The organism is Streptomyces sp. NPDC111606 (genome assembly GCF_055656945.1).
In genome coordinates, this window is record NZ_JBVKBY010000004.1 from 585,338 (window position 1) to 608,125 (window position 22,788).

General features: G+C 70.9%; 18 protein-coding genes. 11 read left to right on the forward strand and 7 right to left on the reverse strand.

The window, feature by feature from the left end; genetic code table 11:
• The first annotated feature begins 254 nt into the window (after nucleotides 1-254).
• The 6 genes from rhaI (at nucleotide 255) to ACZ7M7_RS17970 (ending at nucleotide 8,013) form a co-directional block, all read left to right on the forward strand.
• Complete coding sequence (rhaI, locus tag ACZ7M7_RS17945) at nucleotides 255-1,415, forward strand: L-rhamnose isomerase (RefSeq protein WP_472117685.1); 1,161 nt, start codon at nucleotides 255-257, stop codon at nucleotides 1,413-1,415.
• 112 nt (nucleotides 1,416-1,527) lie between these two features.
• On the forward strand, nucleotides 1,528-3,567 hold the full coding sequence (locus ACZ7M7_RS17950; RefSeq protein ID WP_472117688.1) for a bifunctional aldolase/short-chain dehydrogenase: 2,040 nt from the start codon (nucleotides 1,528-1,530) through the stop codon (nucleotides 3,565-3,567).
• A gap of 56 nt (nucleotides 3,568-3,623) precedes the next feature.
• Nucleotides 3,624-5,015 (forward strand): rhamnulokinase, encoded by a 1,392-nt coding sequence (locus tag ACZ7M7_RS17955; RefSeq protein WP_472118040.1) that lies wholly within the window; start codon nucleotides 3,624-3,626, stop codon nucleotides 5,013-5,015.
• A gap of 108 nt (nucleotides 5,016-5,123) precedes the next feature.
• A complete protein-coding gene (locus ACZ7M7_RS17960; protein WP_451168932.1) occupies nucleotides 5,124-5,879 on the forward strand; it encodes a (Fe-S)-binding protein in 756 nt (251 codons plus the stop codon).
• On the forward strand, nucleotides 5,876-7,363 hold the full coding sequence (locus tag ACZ7M7_RS17965) for a LutB/LldF family L-lactate oxidation iron-sulfur protein (RefSeq protein ID WP_472117692.1): 1,488 nt from the start codon (nucleotides 5,876-5,878) through the stop codon (nucleotides 7,361-7,363). The genes ACZ7M7_RS17960 and ACZ7M7_RS17965 overlap by 4 nt, the downstream gene beginning before the upstream one ends.
• Nucleotides 7,360-8,013 carry a LutC/YkgG family protein gene (locus tag ACZ7M7_RS17970; RefSeq protein ID WP_472117696.1) on the forward strand — a complete coding sequence of 218 codons (654 nt, stop codon included), beginning with the start codon at nucleotides 7,360-7,362 and terminating at the stop codon, nucleotides 8,011-8,013. Before ACZ7M7_RS17965 ends, ACZ7M7_RS17970 begins: the two co-directional genes overlap by 4 nt.
• 10 nt (nucleotides 8,014-8,023) lie before the next feature.
• Here ACZ7M7_RS17970 and ACZ7M7_RS17975 read toward each other — a convergent pair whose 3' ends face one another.
• Both ACZ7M7_RS17975 and ACZ7M7_RS17980 read right to left on the reverse strand, forming a co-directional pair.
• Complete coding sequence (locus ACZ7M7_RS17975; protein ID WP_472117699.1) at nucleotides 8,024-9,562, reverse strand: FAD-dependent oxidoreductase; 1,539 nt, start codon at nucleotides 9,560-9,562, stop codon at nucleotides 8,024-8,026.
• Nucleotides 9,563-9,607: 45 nt separating this feature from the next.
• On the reverse strand, nucleotides 9,608-12,748 hold the full coding sequence (locus ACZ7M7_RS17980; protein ID WP_472117702.1) for a family 78 glycoside hydrolase catalytic domain: 3,141 nt from the start codon (nucleotides 12,746-12,748) through the stop codon (nucleotides 9,608-9,610).
• 320 nt (nucleotides 12,749-13,068) lie between these two features.
• On the opposite strand from ACZ7M7_RS17980, the gene ACZ7M7_RS17985 reads away from it, so the two are divergent.
• Together ACZ7M7_RS17985 and ACZ7M7_RS17990 are read left to right on the forward strand one after the other, a co-directional pair.
• On the forward strand, nucleotides 13,069-13,860 hold the full coding sequence (locus ACZ7M7_RS17985; protein ID WP_472117706.1) for an ABC transporter ATP-binding protein: 792 nt from the start codon (nucleotides 13,069-13,071) through the stop codon (nucleotides 13,858-13,860).
• Between the two features lie 3 nt (nucleotides 13,861-13,863).
• On the forward strand, nucleotides 13,864-15,174 hold the full coding sequence (locus ACZ7M7_RS17990; RefSeq protein WP_472117709.1) for an FtsX-like permease family protein: 1,311 nt from the start codon (nucleotides 13,864-13,866) through the stop codon (nucleotides 15,172-15,174).
• Between the two features lie 121 nt (nucleotides 15,175-15,295).
• Here the strand turns inward: ACZ7M7_RS17990 and ACZ7M7_RS17995 are convergent, their stop codons facing one another.
• Nucleotides 15,296-15,865: a TetR/AcrR family transcriptional regulator gene (locus ACZ7M7_RS17995; RefSeq protein WP_472117712.1), complete on the reverse strand. Its 570-nt coding sequence runs from the start codon at nucleotides 15,863-15,865 to the stop codon at nucleotides 15,296-15,298.
• Between the two features lie 166 nt (nucleotides 15,866-16,031).
• On the opposite strand from ACZ7M7_RS17995, the gene ACZ7M7_RS18000 reads away from it, so the two are divergent.
• Both ACZ7M7_RS18000 and ACZ7M7_RS18005 read left to right on the forward strand, forming a co-directional pair.
• A complete protein-coding gene (locus ACZ7M7_RS18000; protein WP_369275104.1) occupies nucleotides 16,032-16,889 on the forward strand; it encodes an AAA family ATPase in 858 nt (285 codons plus the stop codon).
• Nucleotides 16,886-18,244 carry a vWA domain-containing protein gene (locus tag ACZ7M7_RS18005; protein ID WP_472117716.1) on the forward strand — a complete coding sequence of 453 codons (1,359 nt, stop codon included), beginning with the start codon at nucleotides 16,886-16,888 and terminating at the stop codon, nucleotides 18,242-18,244. The genes ACZ7M7_RS18000 and ACZ7M7_RS18005 overlap by 4 nt, the downstream gene beginning before the upstream one ends.
• Nucleotides 18,245-18,267: 23 nt before the next feature.
• On the opposite strand, the gene ACZ7M7_RS18010 is transcribed toward ACZ7M7_RS18005, so the two are convergent.
• Nucleotides 18,268-18,969, reverse strand: a complete 702-nt coding sequence (locus tag ACZ7M7_RS18010; protein WP_383631485.1) for an SDR family oxidoreductase — start codon at nucleotides 18,967-18,969, stop codon at nucleotides 18,268-18,270.
• 179 nt (nucleotides 18,970-19,148) lie between these two features.
• Between ACZ7M7_RS18010 and ACZ7M7_RS18015 the strand changes: the two genes are divergently transcribed.
• A complete protein-coding gene (locus tag ACZ7M7_RS18015) occupies nucleotides 19,149-20,126 on the forward strand; it encodes an NAD(P)-dependent alcohol dehydrogenase (RefSeq protein ID WP_451168940.1) in 978 nt (325 codons plus the stop codon).
• A 30-nt stretch (nucleotides 20,127-20,156) separates the two neighbouring features.
• On the opposite strand, the gene ACZ7M7_RS18020 is transcribed toward ACZ7M7_RS18015, so the two are convergent.
• The 3 genes from ACZ7M7_RS18020 to ACZ7M7_RS18030 form a co-directional block, all read right to left on the reverse strand.
• Nucleotides 20,157-20,516, reverse strand: a complete 360-nt coding sequence (locus ACZ7M7_RS18020) for a cupin domain-containing protein (protein ID WP_383601319.1) — start codon at nucleotides 20,514-20,516, stop codon at nucleotides 20,157-20,159.
• Between the two features lie 141 nt (nucleotides 20,517-20,657).
• A complete protein-coding gene (locus ACZ7M7_RS18025) occupies nucleotides 20,658-21,635 on the reverse strand; it encodes a pyridoxal-phosphate dependent enzyme (protein ID WP_383601316.1) in 978 nt (325 codons plus the stop codon).
• On the reverse strand, nucleotides 21,632-22,348 hold the full coding sequence (locus tag ACZ7M7_RS18030; protein WP_472117721.1) for a helix-turn-helix transcriptional regulator: 717 nt from the start codon (nucleotides 22,346-22,348) through the stop codon (nucleotides 21,632-21,634). Before ACZ7M7_RS18030 ends, ACZ7M7_RS18025 begins: the two co-directional genes overlap by 4 nt.
• Nucleotides 22,349-22,788 lie beyond the last annotated feature (440 nt).

The window sequence follows — 22,788 nt, forward strand, 5'->3', positions numbered from 1 at the left end:
GGCCCTCCCGACGTCGTGAAAGGTTTCAACTTGGTTGCCGGGACGTTAGGCACGGAGCGCATGTCACGTCAATGGGTCCGTGTCGAAAAACTTTCGATGAACGAAGGTCACGGGCGAGTCACAACAAGAAGCCGTGGCCGTGGGGCTTGACACCCCTTCGGGGGCCTCATACGTTCCCGTCTTGAATCGTTTCACGACGAAGCTTTTCAGATGTCCACCGGCCGACTTCCGTCCCGACGTCACAGGAGCCCTCAGTGACCGAGCTCGCCGCGGTGAAGGCCGCACTCAAGACCCAGGCAGTCGAAACGCCGTCGTGGGCGTACGGGAACTCGGGGACGCGGTTCAAGGTGTTCGCCCAGCAAGGCGTTCCCCGGACCCCGCAGGAGAAGCTCGACGACGCCGCTCAGGTGCACGCGTTCACCGGTGTCGCCCCGACCGTCGCCCTGCACATTCCGTGGGACAAGGTCGACGACTATGCGGCGCTGGCCAAGCACGCCCAGGACCGCGGCGTGAAGCTGGGCGCGATCAACTCCAACACTTTCCAGGACGACGACTACAAGCTGGGCAGCATCTGTCATCCGGACGCGGTGGTGCGGCGCAAGGCCGTCGATCATCTGCTGGAGTGCGTCGACATCATGGACGCGACGGGCTCCGCCGATCTGAAGCTGTGGTTCGCGGACGGCACGAACTATCCCGGTCAGGATGACGTGCGCTCGCGGCAGGACCGCCTGGCCGAGGGTCTGGCGGAGGTGTACGAGCGGCTCGGGGACGGGCAGCGGATGCTGCTGGAGTACAAGTTCTTCGAGCCGGCCTTCTACACGACGGACGTGCCGGACTGGGGAACGGCTTACGCGCACTGCCTGAAGCTCGGACCGAAGGCGCAGGTCGTCGTCGACACCGGGCATCACGCGCCGGGCACCAACATCGAGTTCATCGTCGCGACGCTGCTGCGGGAGGGGAAGCTCGGGGGGTTCGACTTCAACTCGCGCTTCTACGCCGACGACGACCTGATGGTGGGGGCCGCGGATCCGTTCCAGTTGTTCCGGATCATGTACGAGGTGGTGCGTGGGGGCGGGTTCACGTCCGATGTGGCGTTCATGCTCGACCAGTGCCACAACATCGAGGCGAAGATCCCGGCGATCATCCGGTCCGTGATGAACGTGCAGGAGGCCACGGGGAAAGCGCTGCTGGTCGACCGGGCTGCGTTGGCCGAGGCACAGGCCTCCGGTGATGTGCTGGGCGCGAATGCGGTGCTCATGGATGCGTACAACACGGATGTGCGGCCGTTGCTGGCCGAGGTGCGCGAAGAGATGGGGCTCGATGCGGATCCCATGGGTGCGTATCGCCGTTCCGGGTGGGCCGAGAAGGTTGTGGCTGAGCGGGTTGGTGGGCAGCAGGCCGGTTGGGGGGCGTGAGCGTCTGCCGGGTTCTCATTCGTCGCGGTCTGCGGGCCGTTGTGGCTGGTCGCGCAGTTCCCCGCGCCCCTAGGTACGTGCACTCCCCCTCTCTGTATAAGGACTGACGTTCATGGCACCCCATCCCGAAGCCGCCGCCCTCCTCGCCCGGTCCCACCGCCTCGGATCCGACCCCCGGAACACCAACTACGCCGGTGGAAACGCGTCCGCCAAGGGCGTCGACACCGACCCCGTAACCGGCGGTGACGTCGAGCTGATGTGGGTCAAGGGGTCCGGGGGTGACCTCGGCACGCTCAGCGAGAGTGGGCTGGCCGTGCTGCGGCTGGACCGTATGCGGGCGCTCGTCGACGTCTACCCGGGCGTCGAGCGGGAGGACGAGATGGTCGCCGCCTTCGACTATTGCCTGCACGGCAAGGGCGGGGCGGCTCCGTCGATCGACACCGCCATGCACGGGCTCGTGGCGGCCGCGCATGTCGATCATCTGCATCCCGACTCCGGCATCGCTCTCGCCTGTGCCGCCGACGGGGAGAAGCTGACCGCCGAGTGCTTCGGGGACAGCGTGGTGTGGGTGCCGTGGCGGCGGCCCGGGTTTCAGCTGGGGCAGGACATCGCCGCCGTCAAGGAGGCCAATCCGCAGGCCATCGGGTGCGTGCTCGGTGGGCACGGCATCACCGCCTGGGGTGACACCTCCGAGGAGTGCGAGCGGAACTCGCTGCACATCATCCGGACCGCCGAGGCGTTTCTCGCCGAGCGCGGGAAGCCGGAGCCGTTGGGTCCGGTGATCGAGGGGTACGCGGCGCTCGGCGCCGTCGAGCGGCGGGAGCGGGCCGCGGCGCTGGCGCCGGTCATCCGCGGCATCGCCTCGCAGGACCGCCCGCAGGTCGGCCATTTCACCGACGCCGAGGTCGTCCTCGACTTCCTCGCGAGTGCCGAGCACCCGCGGCTCGCCGCGCTCGGCACGTCATGCCCCGATCACTTCCTGCGCACCAAGGTGCGGCCGCTCGTCCTCGATCTGCCGCCCACCGCTCCCCTCGACGAGGCGATCGCCCGGCTCAAGGAGCTGCACACCGCGTACCGCGAGGAGTACGCCGCCTACTACCAGCGGCACGCCCTGCCCGAATCCCCCGCCATGCGCGGCGCCGACCCGGCGATCGTGCTGGTCCCGGGCGTCGGCATGTTCAGCTTCGGCAAGGACAAGCAGACCGCCCGGGTCGCCGGCGAGTTCTATGTCAACGCCATCAATGTGATGCGCGGGGCCGAGGCGGTCTCGACGTACGCGCCCATCGAGGAGTCCGAGAAGTTCCGTATCGAGTACTGGGCGCTGGAGGAGGCCAAGCTTCAGCGGATGCCGAAGCCCAAGGCGCTCGCGACGCGGGTCGCGTTCGTGACCGGCGCCGGCAGTGGGATCGGGAAGGCCATCGCGCACCGGCTCGTCGCCGAGGGCGCGTGTGTGGTGGTCGCCGATCTCCATGCCGAGAACGCCCAGGCCGTCGCCGAGGAGCTGGGCGGGCCCGACAAGGCCGTGGCGGTGGCGGTGGACGTCACGTCCGAGGAGCAGATCGCCGACGCCTTCAAGGCGGCCGTGCTGGCCTTCGGCGGAGTCGATCTCGTCGTCAACAACGCCGGCATCTCCATCTCCAAGCCCCTCCTCGAGACGTCGGCCAAGGACTGGGACCTCCAGCACGACATCATGGCCCGCGGCTCCTTCCTCGTGTCGAGGGAGGCGGCGCGCGTGATGATCGCTCAGGAGCTGGGCGGTGACATCGTCTACATCGCCTCCAAGAACGCCGTGTTCGCCGGGCCCAACAACATCGCCTACTCGGCCACCAAGGCCGACCAGGCCCACCAAGTGCGGCTGCTGGCGGCCGAGTTGGGTGAGTACGGCATCCGCGTCAACGGCATCAACCCGGACGGCGTGGTCCGCGGGTCCGGGATCTTCGCCGGCGGCTGGGGCGCCCGGCGGGCCGCCGTGTACGGGGTCGCGGAGGACAAGCTGGGTGAGTTCTACGCCCAGCGGACCATCCTCAAGCGGGAGGTGCTCCCGGAGCATGTCGCGAACGCCGTCTTCGCGCTCACGGGCGGGGACCTGACCCACACCACGGGACTGCACGTCCCGGTCGACGCCGGCGTCGCGGCCGCCTTCCTGCGGTGAGTGCGCCCGTGAAGTCGTACGCCGCGGTCGACCTCGGCGCGTCCAGCGGGCGTGTCATGGTCGGCCGCGTCGGCGCCGACCGTCTGGAGCTGACCGAGGCGCACCGCTTCCCGAACCGGCCCGTGCGGGTGCCCGAGGGACTGCGCTGGGATGTTCTCGCCCTGTACGCGGGCGTCCTGGAGGGGCTGCGGGCGGCCGGCCAGGTCGACTCCGTCGGCATCGACAGCTGGGCCGTCGACCACGGCCTGCTGGACGCGGACGGGGCGCTGCTCGGCAATCCGGTGCACTACCGGGACTCCCGGACTGAGGGGGTCGCGGAGAAGGTGTGGGCGACCGTCCCGGCGGCGGAGCTGTACGCGGCCACCGGGTTGCAGTACGCGCCCTTCAACACGCTGTATCAGCTGACGGCGGCCCGGGCCTCGGCTCAACTGCAATACGCCGAGCGGCTGTTGCTCGTCCCGGACCTGCTGACGTACTGGCTCACCGGCGAGCAGGGCACCGAGCTCACCAACGCCTCCACCACCCAGCTGATCGATCCCCGCACGCGCGACTGGGCCCACGGCATCGCCGCCCGGCTGGGCATCGACCTGAACCTGTTCGCACCCCTGCGGCAACCCGGCGATCCCGCCGGGGTGTTGCGCGACGAGGTGCTTCAGGAGACCGGGCTGAGCGGCCCGGTGCCGGTGACGGCGGTGGGGTCGCACGACACCGCGTCCGCCGTGGCCGCCGTTCCGGCCGGGAGCGGCGAGCGCTTCGCGTACATCTGCACCGGCACCTGGTCGCTGGCGGGGCTGGAGCTGGGCGCACCCGTGCTCACCGAGGAGAGCCGGGCCGCCAACTTCACCAATGAGCTGGGGCTGGACGGCACGGTCCGGTATCTGCGGAACATCATGGGGCTGTGGTTGCTCCAGGAGTGCGTACGGGCCTGGGGGGACCCCGACCTGGGTGGGCTGCTGCTCGACGCGTCCGAGGTGCCGGCGCTGCGGTCGGTCGTGGACGCGGGGGACGCGGCGTTTCTGGCGCCGGGACGGATGCCGGAGCGGATCGCCGAGGCGTGCCGGGCGTCGGGGCAGCCGGTGCCCGGCACGCCCGCCGAGATCACGCGCTGCATCCTCGACTCGCTCGCCCTGGCCCACCGGCGCGCGATCAGGGATGCCGAGCGGCTGGCCGACCATCCCGTCGACGTCGTGCATGTCGTCGGGGGCGGCACCCGCAACGCCCTGCTGTGCCGGCTGACCGCCGACGCCTGCGGGCTGCCGGTGGTGGCCGGCCCGAGCGAGGCCGCCGCCCTCGGGAACGTGCTGGTCCAGGCGCGGACCCACGGGCTGGTCGGCGACCTCGCCGACGGGCGGCGCCTGCTCACCCGTACCCAGCCGCTGACCCGGTACGAGCCGCGGGGGGACACGGCGCGCTGGAGCGAGGCGGAGGCGCGGCTCCTCCGGACGTGACCGGCTCGTCCGAGGGCGACCGGCTCACCCGGGACGAGCGGGGTCTCCCCTGCGCCGCGCTGCCGCATTACCCTGCACTCATCCGATGATCGATCGCAAGGAGCCGCGATGCGTGTCGCCCTGTTCCTGACCTGTGTCAACGACACGCTTTATCCGGACACCGGGCGCGCCGTGGTGAAACTGCTGACCAGGCTGGGCGTCGAGGTCGACTTCCCGATGGCCCAGACCTGCTGCGGACAGGCGCACTACAACACCGGATACCGGCACGAGGCCGAGCCGCTCGCCCGGCATTTCTCCGATGTCTTCGGGGAGTACGAGGCGATCGTCACCCCGTCCGGATCGTGCGGGGCGATGGTGCGCGAGCTGTATCCGCGGATGGGTGAGCGGGCCCGGGCCGAGGGCCGCGGGGACACCCTCGCGGCGACCCTGGCGCCGGTGGTGCCGAAGACGTACGAGCTGACGGAGTTCCTGGTGGACGTGCTGGGGGTGACGGACGTCGGGGCGTACTACCCGCACAAGGTGACCTATCACCCGACCTGCCACGGCCTGCGCGGGCTGGGGCTGGCCGACCGGCCCCGGCGGCTGCTCCAGGCCGTCAAGGGGCTGGAGTTGGCGGAGTTGCCGGGCGCGGACGAGTGCTGCGGATTCGGCGGGACCTTCGCGCTGAAGAACTCCGATGTCTCGGCGGCGATGGGCACGGACAAGGTGCGCAACGCCGAGTCGACGGGCGCCGACGTGCTGTGCGCGGCCGACAACTCCTGTCTGATGCACATCGGCGGGACCATGACCCGGCTGCGGACGGGCATGCGGCCGGTGCACATCGCGGAGATCCTGGCGAGCACGGAGGAGGAGCCGGCGGCATGAGTGGAACGTATCTCGGGATGCCGGCGTTTCCGAAGGCCGCGCATGAGGCCGTGCACGACACGACCCTGCGCGGCAATCTGCGCCACGCCACGCACACCATCCGCGCCAAGCGGGCCAAGGCCGTCGCGGAGGTGTCCGACTGGGCGGCGCTGCGTGAGGCCGGGAAGCAGATCAAGGACCATACGCTGCGTCATCTCGACCGGTATCTCGTGCAGTTGGAGGAGTCGGTCACGGCGGCGGGCGGCACGGTCCACTGGGCCGCCGACGCCGACGAGGCCAACCGGATCGTGGCCGACCTGGTCAAGGCGACCGGTGAGTCCGAGGTCGTCAAGGTCAAGTCGATGGCCACGCAGGAGATCGGGTTGAACGAGTCCCTGGAGGCGGAGGGTATCCGCGCCTACGAGACCGATCTCGCCGAGCTGATCGTGCAGTTGGGCAAGGACCGGCCCTCGCACATCCTCGTCCCGGCGATCCATCGCAACCGTGGTGAGATCCGGGACATCTTCCGGGCCGAGATGGGCGAGTGGGGCCGCCCGGCTCCGGACGGCCTGACGGACACTCCCGCCGAACTCGCAGAGGCGGCCCGGCTGCACCTGCGCGAGAAGTTCCTGCGGGCCAAGGTCGGTGTCTCCGGCGCCAACTTCATGGTCGCCGAGACCGGCACGCTGGTCGTCGTGGAGTCCGAGGGCAACGGGCGGATGTGTCTGACCCTGCCCGAGACGCTGATCTCGGTCGTCGGCATCGAGAAGATCGTGCCCACCTGGCGGGACCTGGAGGTGTTCCTGCAGACTCTTCCCCGCTCCTCCACCGCCGAGCGCATGAACCCGTACACGTCCATGTGGACCGGCACGACGGACTCCGAGACGGCTGACGGGCCGAGGAACTTCCACCTGGTCCTTCTCGACAACGGCCGCACCGACACGCTCGCCGACGAGGTCGGCCGCCAGGCCCTGCGCTGCATCCGCTGCTCGGCGTGCCTCAATGTCTGCCCGGTCTACGAGCGGGCCGGCGGTCACGCCTATGGCTCGGTCTACCCCGGGCCCATCGGTGCCATCCTCAGTCCTCAACTCCGGGGCGTGAGCAGCGAGATCGACGCCTCGCTGCCGTATGCGTCGTCGCTGTGCGGTGCCTGCTACGAGGTGTGCCCGGTCGCCATCGACATCCCCGAGGTGCTGGTGCATCTGCGGGAGCGGGTCGTGGAGGGCGGCCAGGTGATTTCCAACGGCAACAAGGTGGTCCTGAAACCCGCGAAGGGGCATGCCGCCGAGCGGGCCGCGATGCGGGCGGCACGCTGGGCGTTCAGTGACCCGGGCGCCCTGCGCACCGGCCAGCGGCTCGCCGCACGCACCCGCCGCCTGCATCCGCGCTCGCTGCCGGGCCCGGGCAGGGCGTGGAGCGGGACGCGGGATCTGCCGGCGGTGCCCGCGGAGCCGTTCCGGGACTGGTGGCAGCGGACGCAGGGCGGAAAGGGCGGTACCAAGTGAGCAGCAGGGAACGGATCCTGGGCCGGGTGCGGCGGGCGCTGGCGGACGTACCGCACGACGAGAAGCCTTACGAAGAGGCGGTTCCACGCGGCTACCTGCACGAACACGGGGTGCGGAGCGCCGAGGAGACGGTCGGTCTGCTGGCCGAGAACCTGGCGGACTACCGGGCGATCGTGCACCGCTGCACGGCCGCCGATCTCGCGGCGACGGTCGCCGGGATGCTCGCGGCGCGGGGCGCGCGGACGGTGCTCGTGCCGCCGGGGCTGGAGCCGGCGTGGCTGGCGGCGTCCGACGCCGAGCGGATCCCGGACCGGACCGAGAGCACCCCGCACGAACTGGACCGGGTCGACAGCGTGGTCACGGCGTGCGCGCTCGCCATCGCCGAGACCGGCACCATCGTCCTCGACGGCTCCCCCGACCAGGGCCGTCGCCGCATCACGCTCGTCCCCGACCACCACATCTGTGTCGTACGGGTCCCCGAGCAGGTCGTGTCGTCGGTGCCGCGGGCGCTGGAACGCCTCGACCCCATCCGCCCGTTGACGTGGATCTCCGGCCCCTCGGCCACCAGTGACATCGAGCTGGACCGGGTGGAGGGGGTGCACGGCCCGCGCACGCTGGAGGTCGTCCTGGTCGGCGAGGACGCCGGCTGAAGGCACCGCCTCAGAGGCCGCGCTGCTCCAACGGCCGCACGGCGGGCCCCTGGACGACTCGGCCGTCGGGGGCGAAACGCGAGCCGTGGCAGGGGCACTCCCAGGTCCGTTCCGCGCGGTTGAACGCGACCAGGCAGCCCAGGTGGGTGCACTTCGCTGAGACGGCGTGCACCTTTCCGTCGTCGTCGCGGTGGACGGCGCAGCGCTTGCCGGACACATGGACGATGGCGCCTTCTCCGGGCGCGATGTCCTCCACCGAGTTCGTCGACGGGCCGGGGAGGTGGTGCACCCGGTCCCCGACGAAGTGGCGGGCGACGTCGGCCTGGTGCTTGACGAAGTCCTTCCCCTCGCGGACGACGGACATCACCCGGCGCGGGTCGTAGAGGTCGCTCCACAGGTTCTCGCGACCGGTGATCAGGTCGCAGAGCAGGCGGCCCGCCATGATGCCGCCGCTGAGTCCCCAGCCGCCGAAGCCGGTGGCCACGTGGACATGGCGGCTCGCGGGGTGCAGGGGGCCGACGAGCGGGACGGAGTCGGTGGAGTCGTTGTCCTGCGTGGCCCAGCGATGGGTGAAGCCGAGGTCACCGAAGCGCTCCACCGCCCAGTCCTTCAACACCTCGAAGCGCGCCTCGACATCGCCGCCCGCGCCCGGGGTGAAGTGCTCGCCGGTGACGATGAGCAGGCGTTTCCCGTCCCCGTAGGGGGCCGTGCGGACCGAGCGGGTGTTCTGCTCGGGGGTGATGTACATGCCGGTGGGCGCCTTGGCCGCGTCGATGGGGGCCGTCACGACCAGTTCCCGCCGGGGCGTCAGGCGGGTGAACAGCAGCGCCCGGTCGAAGATCGGGTAGTGGGTGGCGACCACGACGGTCCCGGCCGTCACCTTCACACCGTCCTCGGTCGTCAGCACGCAGGGCTCGCCCTCGGAGAGACCCACCACGCGGGTGTGCTCGTACACCTTCCCGCCGAGGCGTTCCAGGTCGGCGGCCAGCGCCAGCAGGTACTTGCGTGGATGGAACTGCGCCTGCCCCTCGACGCGCACGGCGCCCGCCACCGGAAACGGCAGCTCCGTTTCGGTCACGTACTCGGCGCGCAGGCCCGCCTCCCGGGCGGCGTCGGCCTCGGCCCGCAGTTCGTCGGCGCGGTCACCGTCCTCGGCGTAGGTGCAGGCCGCCGCCTCCTCCCACTCGCAGTCGATGCCGAGCTCGTCGACGACCTCGGCGGCGTGCCGGATCGCGTCCGTCTGCGAGGTCGCGTACAGGCGGGCGCCCTCCTTGCCCCGGGTGCGGCGGAGCCGGTCGTAGATCAGGGTGTGCTGGGCGGACAGCTTGGCGGTGGTGTGCCCGGTGACGCCGACGGCGATCCGGTCCGCCTCCAGCAGGGCGACGTGGTGGCCCCGCCGGGCCAGCTCCCAGGCCGTGGCGATCCCGGCGATCCCCGCGCCCACGACGGCGACCTCGACCGTGAGGTCGCCGGGCGGCGGGGGCGCGAGGTCGCCGGGCGGTGCCGTCTCGATCCAGTACGACGTGTGGGTGCGGGTCGGCTCTTCCATGCCGGCCGAGTTCCCCCAGCCCGACCCGCCACACGACGGGCACTGTCAGGTGAGGGTGGCGGTCACCTGGTAGCGGCCGGAGGGCAGCCGGTAGCCGGCCGTCCCGACCTCGAAGCCCAGGTACTCGACACCCGGCACCCGAGACAGGGGTGTCCGGCCCGCGCGCACCGAGGCCGGGTCGGACGTGGGGATGCGCAGGGTCGCCGTACTGTTCGCGGGGACCACGGCCCGGTAGGTCAGTTTCCGGCCCTCCGTCCGCCACTCGCTGACGATCTCCCCGTACGGAGAGTGGTGCGAGCCGGCGACCTGCGTGATCCGCCCGGTGGGGTCGAGGTGCGGGCGCAGGAGGAAGTGCCGGAAGCCCGGGTGGGCCGGGTCCTTCGCGATGCCCGCCATGCTCTCGTACATCCACTCCATGATCGCGCCGTAGGAGTAGTGGTTGAACGAGTTCATGTCGACCGGGCCGAAGCCGTCCTCCTTCGAGTACGAGTTCCAGCGCTCCCAGATGGTGGTCGCGCCGTTGCGCACCGAGTACAGCCAGGACGGCATGGCGTCCTGGTGGAGCAGCTTGTACGCGAGGTCGGCGCGGCCCTCGTCGGTGAGCACGGGGGCGAGGACGTTCACGCCGAGGAAGCCGACGGAGAGGGTGTTCTCGGCGTACCTCACTCGGGTGCTGTCGGGGTGGGCCTCCTTGTAGGCCTCGTCGTTTCCGATGTTCTCGGCGAGCAGCGTGACCAGTTGGCGGCGCTGGGCCTCGGTGTCGTAGAAGCCGAGTTTGAGGACCCACAGCAGGGCGGTCTGGGTGTCGTCCTCGGTCCGGCCGCCCGTGGGAGGTGCGTCTCCGAGACTGGACCGTACGGTCACCCGGCCCGTTGTCGCGTCGGTGGCCAGGTACTTGGTGGTGAAGGCGCGCTTGATGCGGGCGAAGAGGTCGTCATAGGCCCGTGCCTCGGTGGCGCGGCCCGTGCCGCGGGCCATGTCCGCCATGAGGCGCACGCTGTAGCCGTAGTAGACGTCGCTGATCAGCTGGGTGCTGGTGTCCTGGAAGGCGAGCCAGTCGCCGAAGATGGCGCCCTGCCCGGCGTACGCGTCCCCGGTGCGGCCACGGATCCAGTTCACGTACTTCGTCATCGCCGCCCAGCTGCGGTCGACGATCGTGGGGTCGCCGGACATCTGCCACACCGTCCACGGCACGACCACCCCGCAGTCCGACCAGCCACTGGCGGGAGCCGCCGCGTTGTAGCGGTTGCCGGGCGCGACCGCCGTGAACTGGGCGCCGTCCAGGCCGTAGGTGTGCTGCGAGTCGATCAGGTTGTCCTCGAAGTGGCTGAGGAAGTTGACCGCGTCGGCGTTGTAGAGCCCGGTGTTGGAGAAGAGCTGGGTGTCGCCCGTCCAGCCGAGGCGCTCGTCGCGTTGCGGGCAGTCGGTGGGCACCCAGAGGTAGTTGCCGCGCTGTCCCCAACGCACGTTGCTGATCAGCTGGTTGACGTCCTCGTCGTCGGTCGTGATCGTGCCGATGTCGCGGAGGGCGGAGGTCGCGACCCGGCCGGTGAAGCGGGTGAGGGTGACGGTGTCGGTCGCGGTGACGGAGACGTAGCGGAAGCCGTAGAAGGTCAGCGAGTCCTCGTGGGTCTCGCCGTCGGGGTCGCCCTTGAGGATGTAGGTGCTGGTGGCCTTTGCGGAGCGGAGGTTGGCGCGGTAGACCGAGCCGACGGGGCCGTCGGCGCCCTCGCTGTCGTCGTTGAGCATCTCGCCGGGCCTGAAGGCGACTTCGGTGCCTGCCGGGCCGCGCAGCGTGTAGCGGGGCACGCCGACCAGGTTCTGGCCGAGGTCGATCACTGCCGTGTCGCCGGGGTGCAGGGTCACGGCGGCCTTGGCTGCCGCGGCCGGGTCGGTGACGGTGCGGGCGGGGTCGACGACGATGCGGCCCTTGCCGTTGGGGCTGCCGTCCTGGCCGGTGACGCCCGTGCAGACGGTGACGGACTGCGGCTTGCGGTCCCACCGGGGCATCAGGCGGGCGCTCTCGCCCGGGTAGGCGACCAGCCTGACGTCGGGGAACCTGGTGGTGAAGTCGTGCTCGGTCACGCCGGCCCAGGCGGAGGCGTCGAAGTCGCCGGCCGTCCACCCCGCCAGTTCCTTACGGGCGTCGTAGGTCTGGCCGTCGTAGATGTCGTCGGCGCGGTAGGGGCCGGTGTCGGTGGCCTTCCAGTCGTCGCCGGGTGTGGTGACGACGGTCTGCTCGGATCCGTCGGCGTACCGGATCAGGAGCTTGGCCTTGAGGGCCGGGCTGTTGCCGTCGGCGGAGTAGTAGGCGCTGTTCTCGGAGACACGGCTGTTGTACCAGCCGTTGCCGAGCACGGCGGCGAGGGTGACACGCCCCGCGTGCCCCTCCTGCCCCTCGCGTGGCTCCCCCGCGACCAGGTCCGTGACGTCGTAGGTGAAGTAGTTGACGGTGCTGTCGTAGTTGGTCCAGCCCGGCGTCAGCAGTTCATGGGTCGTCGCGTCGCCCTCCGGCACGGCGACGCGGTGGCCGTTGAGGTGGGCCTCGTAGACGCCGAGTGCGGAGATGTAGAGCCGGGCGTCACGTACTTGACGTCCCGTCAGTTCCGTCTGGTGGCGGAGCAGCGGGGCGCCGGCGGTGTTGGGGCGCTTGCCGGCCATGCTGATCCACCGGGCGCCGTCCCAGCCGGCGATGCCGTCGGTGCCGAGCAGGCCGGTCTCGAAGTGGGCGGTCGGGGCGGCGGGGACGGCTCGGCCGGTCTCGTCCCAGGCCGTCACCGTCCAGTGGTAGCGGGTGGAGGCGCGCAGGGCGGGGCCCTCGTAGCGCACGGCGATCGAGTCGGGTGAGGCGACCCGGCCGCTGTTCCAGACGTCCGCCCGGGTGGGGGTCAGGCGGTCGGGTGCGGTCGCGACGAGGATCCGGTAGGCGGACTGGCGGCGACCGCGCACCGACGACGCCATGCGCCAGCCGAACCGGGGGTGAGCGGCGTCCACACCGAGGGGGTTCGTTCTGTGCTCGACCGTCAGGCCCTCGACGGCCGTGCGGTGCGAGGTGGGTGCGGCCGAAGCGGGGCCGCCTGTGGCGATCCCGCCCGCGAGGACCACCGGGGCTGCGCCCAGTGCGGTGGTGAGCACGGTCCTGCGGCGCACCCCTCTGCCCTTCGTACGGTCGACTCCGTCGTTCATGCCGTTGTCCCTTCGGCTCATCGAAGTTGGAACGATTCAGGTCGAACGACGGTTGAAGCTAGTGGCAGAAGTGACATGAGTCCATGGTGCGAGCAGCGCGAATTCTGTGCAGATTCCAACAGAAGCACTCAGCCGACGGAGCGTGCGGCGGCGAGGGAATTGAAACCGTTCAATTGGCTGGTTCCGTGCGGGCCCGGGCCCCTGCCCCGGCAGGGGTGTCGCCAAGTACACCCGGCAATACGGGTTCTGCGCCCAATGTGGTCGACTCGCCGGCTCCGTAGCTTCGTCGGCAGGGCACAGGGAGTGCCGGACGGAGAGGGATGACGATGTTCCGGAAGAGCTCGCGAGGTACGCACGACGGGGGACCCGCCGCCGAGGCACTCCGGCTGGTCAAGGTCAGCAAGACCTACGGTGCGCAGGACAGCGCGGTGACGGCTCTGGACGGGGTCACCCTGGGCCTGGGGCGGGGCACTTTCACCGCGGTGATGGGGCCGTCCGGCTCCGGCAAGACCACACTGCTGCACTGCGCGGCCGGTCTCGACCGGCCCGACAGCGGCATCGTGTGCGTGGACGGCACCGAGCTGACCGGCGGCGGCGAGGCCGAGTTGACGAAGTTCCGGCGTGGCCGGATCGGGTTCGTGTTCCAGCAGTACAACCTGCTGGAGACGCTGACCGTCGCACAGAACACGGTGCTGCCGCTCAAGCTCGCCGGGCAGCGCGTCGACCGGAAGCGCGCCAAGGAGGTGCTGACGTCCGTCGGTCTCGGCGACCGGCTGGGGCACCGTCCCGACCAGCTGTCCGGCGGTCAGCGCCAGCGAGTCGCCATCGCCCGGGCCCTGGTGACCGAGCCTCGGGTGATCTTCGCGGACGAGCCGACGGGCGCGCTGGACACGCGCAGCGCGCGCGATGTGCTGCGGCTGCTCCAGGAGACGGTGCGGGTGCACGGCCGGACGGTCGTGATGGTGACCCACGACCCGGTCGCCGCCTCCTATGCGGACTCCGTGTTGTTCCTGGCGGACGGCCGGCTGGCAGGCCGGCTGGACGCTCCGACGGCGAACGCGGTGGCTGAACGCCTGGCGCACCTCGGCGACAACGTGACGACGGGGGTGTGAGCGATGTTCATGCTGGCCATGCGGTCGATACGGCTCCGCCCCGGGCGGTTCCTGGCCACGCTGCTGTCCGCGTTTCTCGGCGCCGCGATCATCATGACGTTCAACTCGATGCACGACACGGCGGGCCAGGACGGCGTCGACTCGACCAGCGCGGAGACGCTGTCCACCGCGGCAGGCGTCGTCGGTGGCTACGGCACCCTGCTGGTCTTCTTCGCCGTCGCCTCCACGCTGACGGTCAACGTCCGCCAACGTACGGCCGAGTTGGAGCTGCTGCGCTGCTCGGGGGCGACTCCGGCGCAGCTCAAGCGGATGGTCGTCGGCGAGGCGGTGGTCGTGGCCCTGGTGGGCGCGGTACTGGCGATCGGCCCGGCGATGCTGGGCGGTCGGGCGCTGCTGCAGGTGTTCCAGGACAGTGGTCAGGTCGCCGGGTCCGTCGACCATTCCTTCGGCCCGATCGCGCTCCTGTCGGGCATCGACATCACGCTGCTCGCGTCGGCGGGCGCCGCCTTCCTCGCCGTACGGCGGGCGACGCGCGGACCCCGACGTCGGGGCGGTGCACGGAAGTTCCTCGCGTATGGCGCGCTGGCCACCGGGGCGGCCGCGGCCTCCTCCACCTTCGCGTTCTCCGCGACGGACGCCGCTCTGATGGCGGCGCCGGCCTACGGGGCGATCCTGCTGTCGGTGGGCTTCGCGCTGCTCGCGCCGCAGCTCCTGGAGGGCGTGCTGGACCGGCTCCCGCTGAACGGGGCGAGCGGCTGGCTGGCCGTACGGAATCTGCGGGAGCGGGCCGGTCATCTGGCCGGGATCCTGATGTCGCTGATCCTGTTCACGGCGGTGGCCACGGCCACCCTCACCATGCAGGCGGTGGAGAGCGACGCCCTCGCGGCCTCGGGCCTGACGAAGTCGATCGACGCCAAGAACCTGGAGACGCTCAACTTCACGGTCGTCGGCATCATCGTCGTCTTCGTCTGCGTGATGCTGGTCAACTCGCTTTATGCGGCGACAAGTTACCGCGGCCGGGAGTTCGGGCAGCAGCGGCTGGCGGGGGCGACTCCGGGGCAGGTGCTCGGCACGGTCGGCGTCGAGACGCTGATCCTGACCGTCTCCGGAGTCCTCCTCGGCATGGTGGCCGCGCTGGCCGGGATCGTCCCGTTCACCGTGGTCCGCACCGATGGGGTGCTGCCGGGCCAGGCCTACGGCACGGCGGTCGCCGTGGTCGCGGTCGCGGCGGCGGTGACCCTGGGCACGAGCCTGGCCACGGCCCGGCGGATGCTGCGCACTCCGGCGGTGGGGGCGGTCGCGGTGGCGTCATGACGCCGGGTACGACCAGGACGACAGATATGACGAGGGGCGGTCACCACGGTGGCCGCCCTTTCCTGTGTCACTGCTTCCTGTGTCACTGCTTCCTGTGTCACTGCGCGGCGGTCGCCCTGTGTCACTCCACGCCGGCCGCGTCCAGCAGCGCGATCACGGTCGCGGTGACCAGCCCGTCCAGCGTCTCGACCTTCGCACCCGCCCGGGCGCTGGCCCCGTCGAAGACCAGCATCAGCTGGCGGGCGAGCAGCTCGGGATCCCGCGCCCCGCCCTCCTGCGCACGCGTACGCAGGAAGTTCCGCATCCACTCCTTCGCCCCGTGCGCGACCACGCTCGCCGGATGCTCGGGATCCTTCAGCTCGACCAGGGCCGCGAGGTAGGGACAGCCGTGGTAGTCGGGTTCGGTGGACGCCTTCTCCAGCCGCTCGAAGACGTGCAGGATCCGTTCCCGGGGCGTACCGGCGTCCTGCATGCCGGGCGCCAGCTGGGCCTCGTACGCCGGAAGCCGTCGGGCCAGGCTCGCCGCGAGGACCTCGTCCTTGCTCGCGAAGAGCTGGTACATGGACCGCTTCGAGACTCCGGCGGTCCGGCACAGCGCCTCGACCCCGATGGAGACTCCGTCGCGGTAGAAGAGCTCGGACGCCGCGTCGAGGAGCCGGTCCTTGGTGGACGCTTTGTCTGTCGTGGCCATACGGCGAGGCTACCGCGCACCCGGCCCGGACGGAAACCGATCGGTCTCCAGTGACGAAGACCTCGGAAGGGCTTCGGAAAGGGCATCGGATCACTGGTGACAGCGGAGGTGAACAAGCGCTTAGATAGTGCCTGGACAGACATCTCCCACCCAGCCGGAGGCTCCGTTGTTCACATCCGTCGACGACGTCTCCGCACGTCTGGCCGAGACCGGCTATCTCGCCTCGCCCGCGGTCGCCACGACCGTCTTCCTCGCCGACCGCCTCGGCAAGCCGCTCCTGGTGGAGGGCCCGGCCGGGGTCGGCAAGACGGAGCTCGCCAAGGCCGTGGCCGAGGTCGCCGGGGCGCGGCTCGTGCGCCTGCAGTGCTACGAGGGCGTCGACGAGTCCCGGGCGCTGTACGAGTGGAACCACGCCAAGCAGCTGCTGCGCATCAGCGCGGGCCGCGACGAGACGTGGGACGAGACACGCACGGACATCTTCAGCGAGGAGTTCCTCCTCACCCGGCCACTGCTGACGGCCATCCGGGGCGACGACCCGAAGGTCCTGCTGATCGACGAGACCGACAAGGCGGACGTCGAGGTGGAGGGCCTGCTCCTGGAGGTACTCAGCGACTTCCAGGTGACCGTTCCCGAACTCGGCACGATCACCGCGACGCGCCGCCCGTTCGTCGTCCTCACGTCCAACGCCAGCCGTGAGCTGTCCGAGGCGCTGCGCCGCCGTTGCCTCTTCCTCCACATCGGCTTCCCGGACGAGGAGCTGGAGCGCAGGATCGTACGGCTGAAGGTTCCGGGGCTCGACGAGACGCTGGCCCGCTCCGTCGTCCGGGTCGTGGGCGCGCTGCGGGCGATGGACCTGCGCAAGGTGCCGTCGGTCGCCGAGACCATCGACTGGGCGCGCACCCTGCTGGCGCTGGGCGCCGACACCCTGGACGAGACGGTCGTGCAGGCCAGCCTCGGCGTGCTCCTCAAGCACCAGGACGACGTCCTCAAGGCGACCGCCAAACTCGATCTGGACGCCCTGTGACCACGCCCGCAGGCGTGGCGGAACGGCTGACGTCCCTCGTCTCGGCACTGCGCGCGCACGGTATCCGCATCGGCACCGGCGAGACCGTCGACGCGGGGCGGGCGATGGAGGTCCTCGGCCTTGCTGACCGGGAGCTCCTGCGCGAGGGGCTGGCGACGACGCTGTTGCACGGAAACGGGCAACGACCGGTGTTCGACCCCGTCTTCGACCTCTACTTTCCGCGTGGTGTCGGCGCGCCGGAGAAGAAGGCGGCGGGGCGGGAGGACCTGCGCGACCGCCTGGCGGCGGCCCTGGCCGCCAACGACCAGGCCCTGATGGGCCGGCTGGCGGCCGAGGCGGTCGACGGCTTCGGTGGCTACGGCTCCTCACCGGAGTCGGATGGCTGGTCGTCGTACCAGACGCTGGAACGGCTGCGCCCGCAGACCCTGCTGGCCCGAGTCCGCGACACCGTCCGCGGGCAGGGCGGGAGTTCGGGGTTCACGGACCGGCTGCTGGAGGACGAGATCCGGCAGCGCATCGAGGCGTTCCGGGCGCTGGTGGCCGCGGAGGCGCGGCGCCGGGTCGCCGAGCGGCGCGGGCGGGACGAGATCGCCCGGCGGGCGGTGGCTCCGACCGCCGACCGGGTCGACTTCCTCTTCGCCGGGAAGGCTCAACTGGCCGAGCTGCGCAGGGCGGTTCAGCCACTGGCCCGCAAGCTCGCGACCCGGCTTGCGGCACGCCGGCGCCGCGCCTCCCGGGGCAGCATCGATCTGCGGCGGACACTGCGCGGTTCGCTGTCGACGGGTGGCGTGCCGATGAAGCCGGTGCTGCGCCGGCGCCGGCCCGTCCGCCCCGAACTGGTGCTGCTGTGCGATGTGTCGGGGTCGGTGTCCGGCTTCTCGGACTTCACGATGCTGCTGGTACAGGCGCTGCACGACCAGTTCAGCAAGGTGCGCGTGTTCGCCTTCGTCAACCGGATCGACGAGGTGACCGGGCTGCTCCAGCGCGGGACCGCCGACCCGGAGGGGCTCAGCGCCCGCATCGAGACGGAGGCCACGCTCACGGGCTATCACGGCAGCAGCGACTACGGCATGGCGCTGGGCGAGTTCGCGGAGCGGTACGCCGACACGGTCGGCCATCGCACGACCGTGTTCGTCCTCGGTGACGCCCGCACCAACCATGGCGACCCGAACCTGCCCGCCGTACGGCAGATCTCCGAACGCGCCCGACGCGTCTACTGGCTGAACCCGGAGCAGCGCTCCCGCTGGGGCACGGGCGACTCCGCCGCACCCGCCTACGCCGAGCTGGTCGAGATGTACGAGTGCCGCACCGCCCGGCAGCTCAGCGCGCTGGTGGCCCACCTGCTGCCGGTGTGACCTGGGCGGAGATCAAGCGGCGATCAAGCCGCGAGTTGCGGGTACAGAGTGGCCGGGTCGGCCGCCAGGCCCGCCTTGACCTGCCGCGAGATGTCGTCGGCCAGGACCTCGAGGGCGTCCGACGCGATCCCGTCCAGGGCCTGGGCGGCGACACTCTCGGCCGTGGACTTGGGCGCGTCGATGCCGGCGGCCATGTCGGTGTCGACGTATCCGACGTGCAGGCCCGTGACCTCGATGCCGCGCGGCTTCAGGTCCAGGCGCAGTGAGTTGGTCTGCGACCAGAAGGCGGCCTTGGACGCGCTGTAGGAACCGGCGAGACCGATCCACGACAGCACGGAGTGGACGTTCAGGATGTGCCCGCCCCCGTTGCGTTCGAGGACGGGGACGAAGGCGCGCGTGACCAGGAGCGGTCCGTAGAAGTTGGTCTCGAACTCACGGCGGACGTCCTCGACGGGGGAGTCGAGGAAGTTCGCGTTCACCGACGCGCCCGCGTTGTTGATCAGCAGGGTGACGTCGTGCGCCTGCTCGGCCGCCGCCGCGACGGACGCGGGGTCGGTCACCTCCAGGGCGAGCGGCACGGCGTCGGGGTGGGTGACGGTGCGCGGGTCGCGGGCGGTGGCGTACACCTTCTTCGCGCCCCGCTCGTACAGGGCTGCGACCAGGGCACGGCCGATGCCGCGGCTGCCGCCGGTGACCAGGGCGACGGAACCTTCGATGGCGGTCATGGGACTCTCCAGGCTGTCTCGGACGTGGAAACCGATCGGTTTCCGACTGTGGGACCCAGCGTAAACCGATCGGTTTCATCCGGGCAAGGCCGGGGGCGACCCCGAGAAAATCAGGGTTCATCCCGGATATCCGCTTCCGGTGGGCGTCCGTAGGCTCGCCGGAGATGGAGGGGGATCCCATGAAGGCAGTGATTCAGGACCGGTACGGCTCGGCGGACGTGCTGGAGTTCAGGGACATCGACAGGCCGGTGCCGGCCACGAACGAGGTGCTGGTGCGGGTGCACGCGGCCTCGGTCAACGCCTACGACTGGCACTTCATGCGCGGGGATCCCTTGATCGGCCGCGGCATGATGGGACTGCGCAGGCCCAAGGCGCGCGTGCGGGGCCGGGACTTCGCGGGCACGGTGGAGGCGGTGGGCGCCGGGGTCACGGGGCTCGAGCCGGGCGACGAGGTGTACGGGGAGGCCGACGGCGCGTTCGCGGAGTACGTGTGCGCGCGGGACAGCGAGGTCGGCCCGAAACCGGCCAACCTCAGCTTCGAGCAGGCGGCGGCGATACCGCTGGCGGGGAACACCGCCCTGATCGGCCTGCGCGACGTCGCCCGGGTGCAACCGGGCCAGACGGTCCTGGTGAACGGGGCGTCGGGCGGGGTGGGCACGTTCGCCGTGCAACTCGGCAAGGCGTACGGCGCGGAGGTGACGGCCGTGTGCAGCACGCGGAACGTGGACCTGGTCCGCTCACTCGGCGCCGACCGGGTCGTCGACTACACACTGGAGGACTTCACCCTGGGCGAGAAGCGGTACGACGTGGTGCTGGACCTCGTCGGCAATCGCTCGCTCGGGGAGTTCCGGCGCGTCCTGACGCCCACCGGGACGCTCATCCTGTCCGGCGGCGGGGTGTACGAGGGCGGCAGCGTCGTCGGCCCCATGGCGCTCTTCCTCAAGCGACGGCTGGCGGCGCCCTTCGCGCGCCCGCAGCAGCTGCTCGAGATCTCGGCCCGGCAGAGCAGGGCCAACCTGGCGGCCCTGCGCGAACTCGCCGAGTCCGGCAGGATCGCCCCGGTCGTCGAGCGGACGTATCCACTGAGTGAGGCTGCCGAGGCGCTCCGGTACGTGGAGGTGAAGCACGCGCGCGCGAAGATAGTCGTCACCGTCTGACGTACCGGGCGCCGAGTCGGCGGCCGCGCGCTACTTCTGCTTCGCGTACTCCCTCGCCGTCTGTCCCTGGAAGTCGTAGACAACGACCTGCTCGTCGCCCACGACCCAGGCGTCGTGTCCGGGCGTGCAGACGAAGACGTCGCCGGGGCCGACCTCGCTCTCGCCGCCTTCGTCCATGACGATGTGCATGCGGCCCTGGACCATGTAGCAGTTGTGGTGCATCTGGCAGGTGTCGGTGCCCGCGATGGCGGCCACGGACTCCGTCCAGCGCCAACCGGGCTCGAAGGTCGCCACGGCGAAGTCGAGGTCCGTCATGTGGACGGCTTCGAGGTGACCGCGGGGGAAATCGCGCCGCTCATCCGGCTTGTCTATGGGCTTCACTTCCAACATGACGGGCTCCCTTCCGGCCGCTTCTCACCGCGACCGCGGCCGGTCTCCCCGGCGAACCCTGCGCACCGCCGTCGGCGGCCGGCCCCCTACCACTCCATCGTCCGCCCGGCCATGCGGGGCCGCCATTCGAGGGAACCCCGCTCAGGCCCGCGTCCCACAGAGCTCGGCAAAGCGCTCGGCATCGACATTGCCCCCGGAGATGATCACGCCCACCCGGCGCGGCAGCGCGCCTGCCCGGCCGGTGAGCAGGGCTGCCAGCGGGGTGGCACCGCTCGGTTCGACGACGATCTTCAGACGCTCGAAGGCGAACCGCATCGCGTCCCGGATCTCGTCGTCGCCGACCAGGGCGATCGCGTCGACGAGCCGCCGGTTGACGGAGAAGGTGAGTTCGCCCGGGGTGTGCAGGGCCTGGCCGTCGGCGATGGTGTGCGGTACCGGGATGCTGATGCGCCGCCCCGCCTCCAGGGATCGCTTGGTGTCGTCCCCGGCCTCCGGTTCCACGCCGATCATCCGGATGTCCGGGTACAGGCCCTTGGCCACCGTGGAGCTGCCGGCGATGAGCCCACCGCCGCCGACCGGCGTCAGCAGCGCACCCAACTCCCCTACCTCTTCGAGGAGTTCGAGTGCCGCGGTGCCCTGCCCGGCCATGATGTGCGGGTGCTCGTACGGCGGGATGACGGTGAGGCCGCGCTCGGCGGCCAGGGCCTCGGCGATCTGGACCCGGTCGCCGGTGTAGCGGTCGTAGGTGACGATCTCGGCGCCGTAGCCGACGGTCGCCGCACGCTTCGACGGCGGCGCGTCCTCGGGCATGACGATCACCGCGGTGGTGCCGAGCTCCCGGGCGGCGAGGGCGACGGCCTGCGCGTGGTTCCCGGAGGAGTATGCGGCGATGCCACGCTCCAGCTGCTCCGGCGTCAGACGGGAGGCCGCGTTGTAGGCGCCGCGGAACTTGAAGGCGCCGACGCGCTGGAAGTTCTCGCACTTGAGGAAGACCTCCGCGCCGACGAGTTCGTCGAGCGTGCGCGAGCGCAGCACCGGGGTGCGGTGCGCGACGCCCTTGAGCCGGGCGGCGGCGTCGCGGACGTCGTCGAGGGTGACCGGTGGAGTAGTGGTCGTCACGCGTGTCCTCCAGAGGGTGTCGTGTCGGTCGCGGCCTCGTCCGTCGCCGCCCCGGCCTCGGTGCGCGCCTGCGCCAGATAGCTGTAGGCGGACGCGCGGGAGATGCCGAGCCGTGCCGCGACCTGTTCGATCGCGCGCCGCACGGCGAAGACGCCCCGCTCGTCCAGGCCGCGGAACAGCTCCAGGCGCTGGGCGCGTCCGAGACCGGCCCAGCTGCCGTTCTGCCGGAGCTGGTGGGCGTCGAGGATGGCGTCGACGACGGAGTCGATGTCGTTGCCGAAGGTGGTGACCGGTACGTCGGCCGAGGTGGCGCCGATGCCGGCGAGGGCTCCCAGCAGGGCGTGGGTGTCGTGGACGGCGGTGACGTCCAGGTTGACGCAGAGGGCGCCGAACACGGCACCCGTGGAGTCCCGCAGCACCATGGTGGACGCCTTGACCAGCTTGCCGCTGCGCGCGCGGGTGACGTAATTGAGCTCGTCGCCCGCACTGTCGCCGCCGGCGAGGACCCGCATGCCGATCTCGCTCATCGCCCCGCCCACGGCCCGCCCGGTCACCGAACCGGCCACGGCGACCACGGACTTCTCCGGCCGCCGGTAGTCGTGCAGGACCACCTCGCACATCGGCCCGAACGTCGCCGCGAGCCCGTCGACGACCGGCCTCAGCGCGGCCACGATCGCGTCCCGCTCCGCTTCGAGGGCCTGCTCGGCCGCCATCGCGCACTCCTTTGCCGCAAGGGCTCGGCAGCCTGATCCCCCGAGCCGCTTCTAGACTACATGTCCAGATGCTGTACTCAGAGTCTAAATGTCAGGTCGACCGGGACGAGCGAGTCGACCGGATGCGGCTCAGTAGGGCCGGCGAGGAAGGTCCAGCATCAGGCGCAGCTGGTGCGCCGCAGCGACCCTGCGCCCGAGCCCGGGCTCTGCCGGGAATCCGCGGCGAGCCGCGGGAGCGGCACCCTCCCCCAACTGCGGCCGGAAGTCACCTGTGGGCACACCCGCCCCGTTGATCGAACGGAACATCGCCGCTTCGATGACCCCTGGCCGGGGGCACTGTGCCTCCGGCGCCGCGAGCGAGGGGGGTCGGGAGACCGTGCGTACCGTGCGTCACCCCAGAAGAGTCACCGGAAGAGTCGGCGGCCGTCGAGGCGGTCACC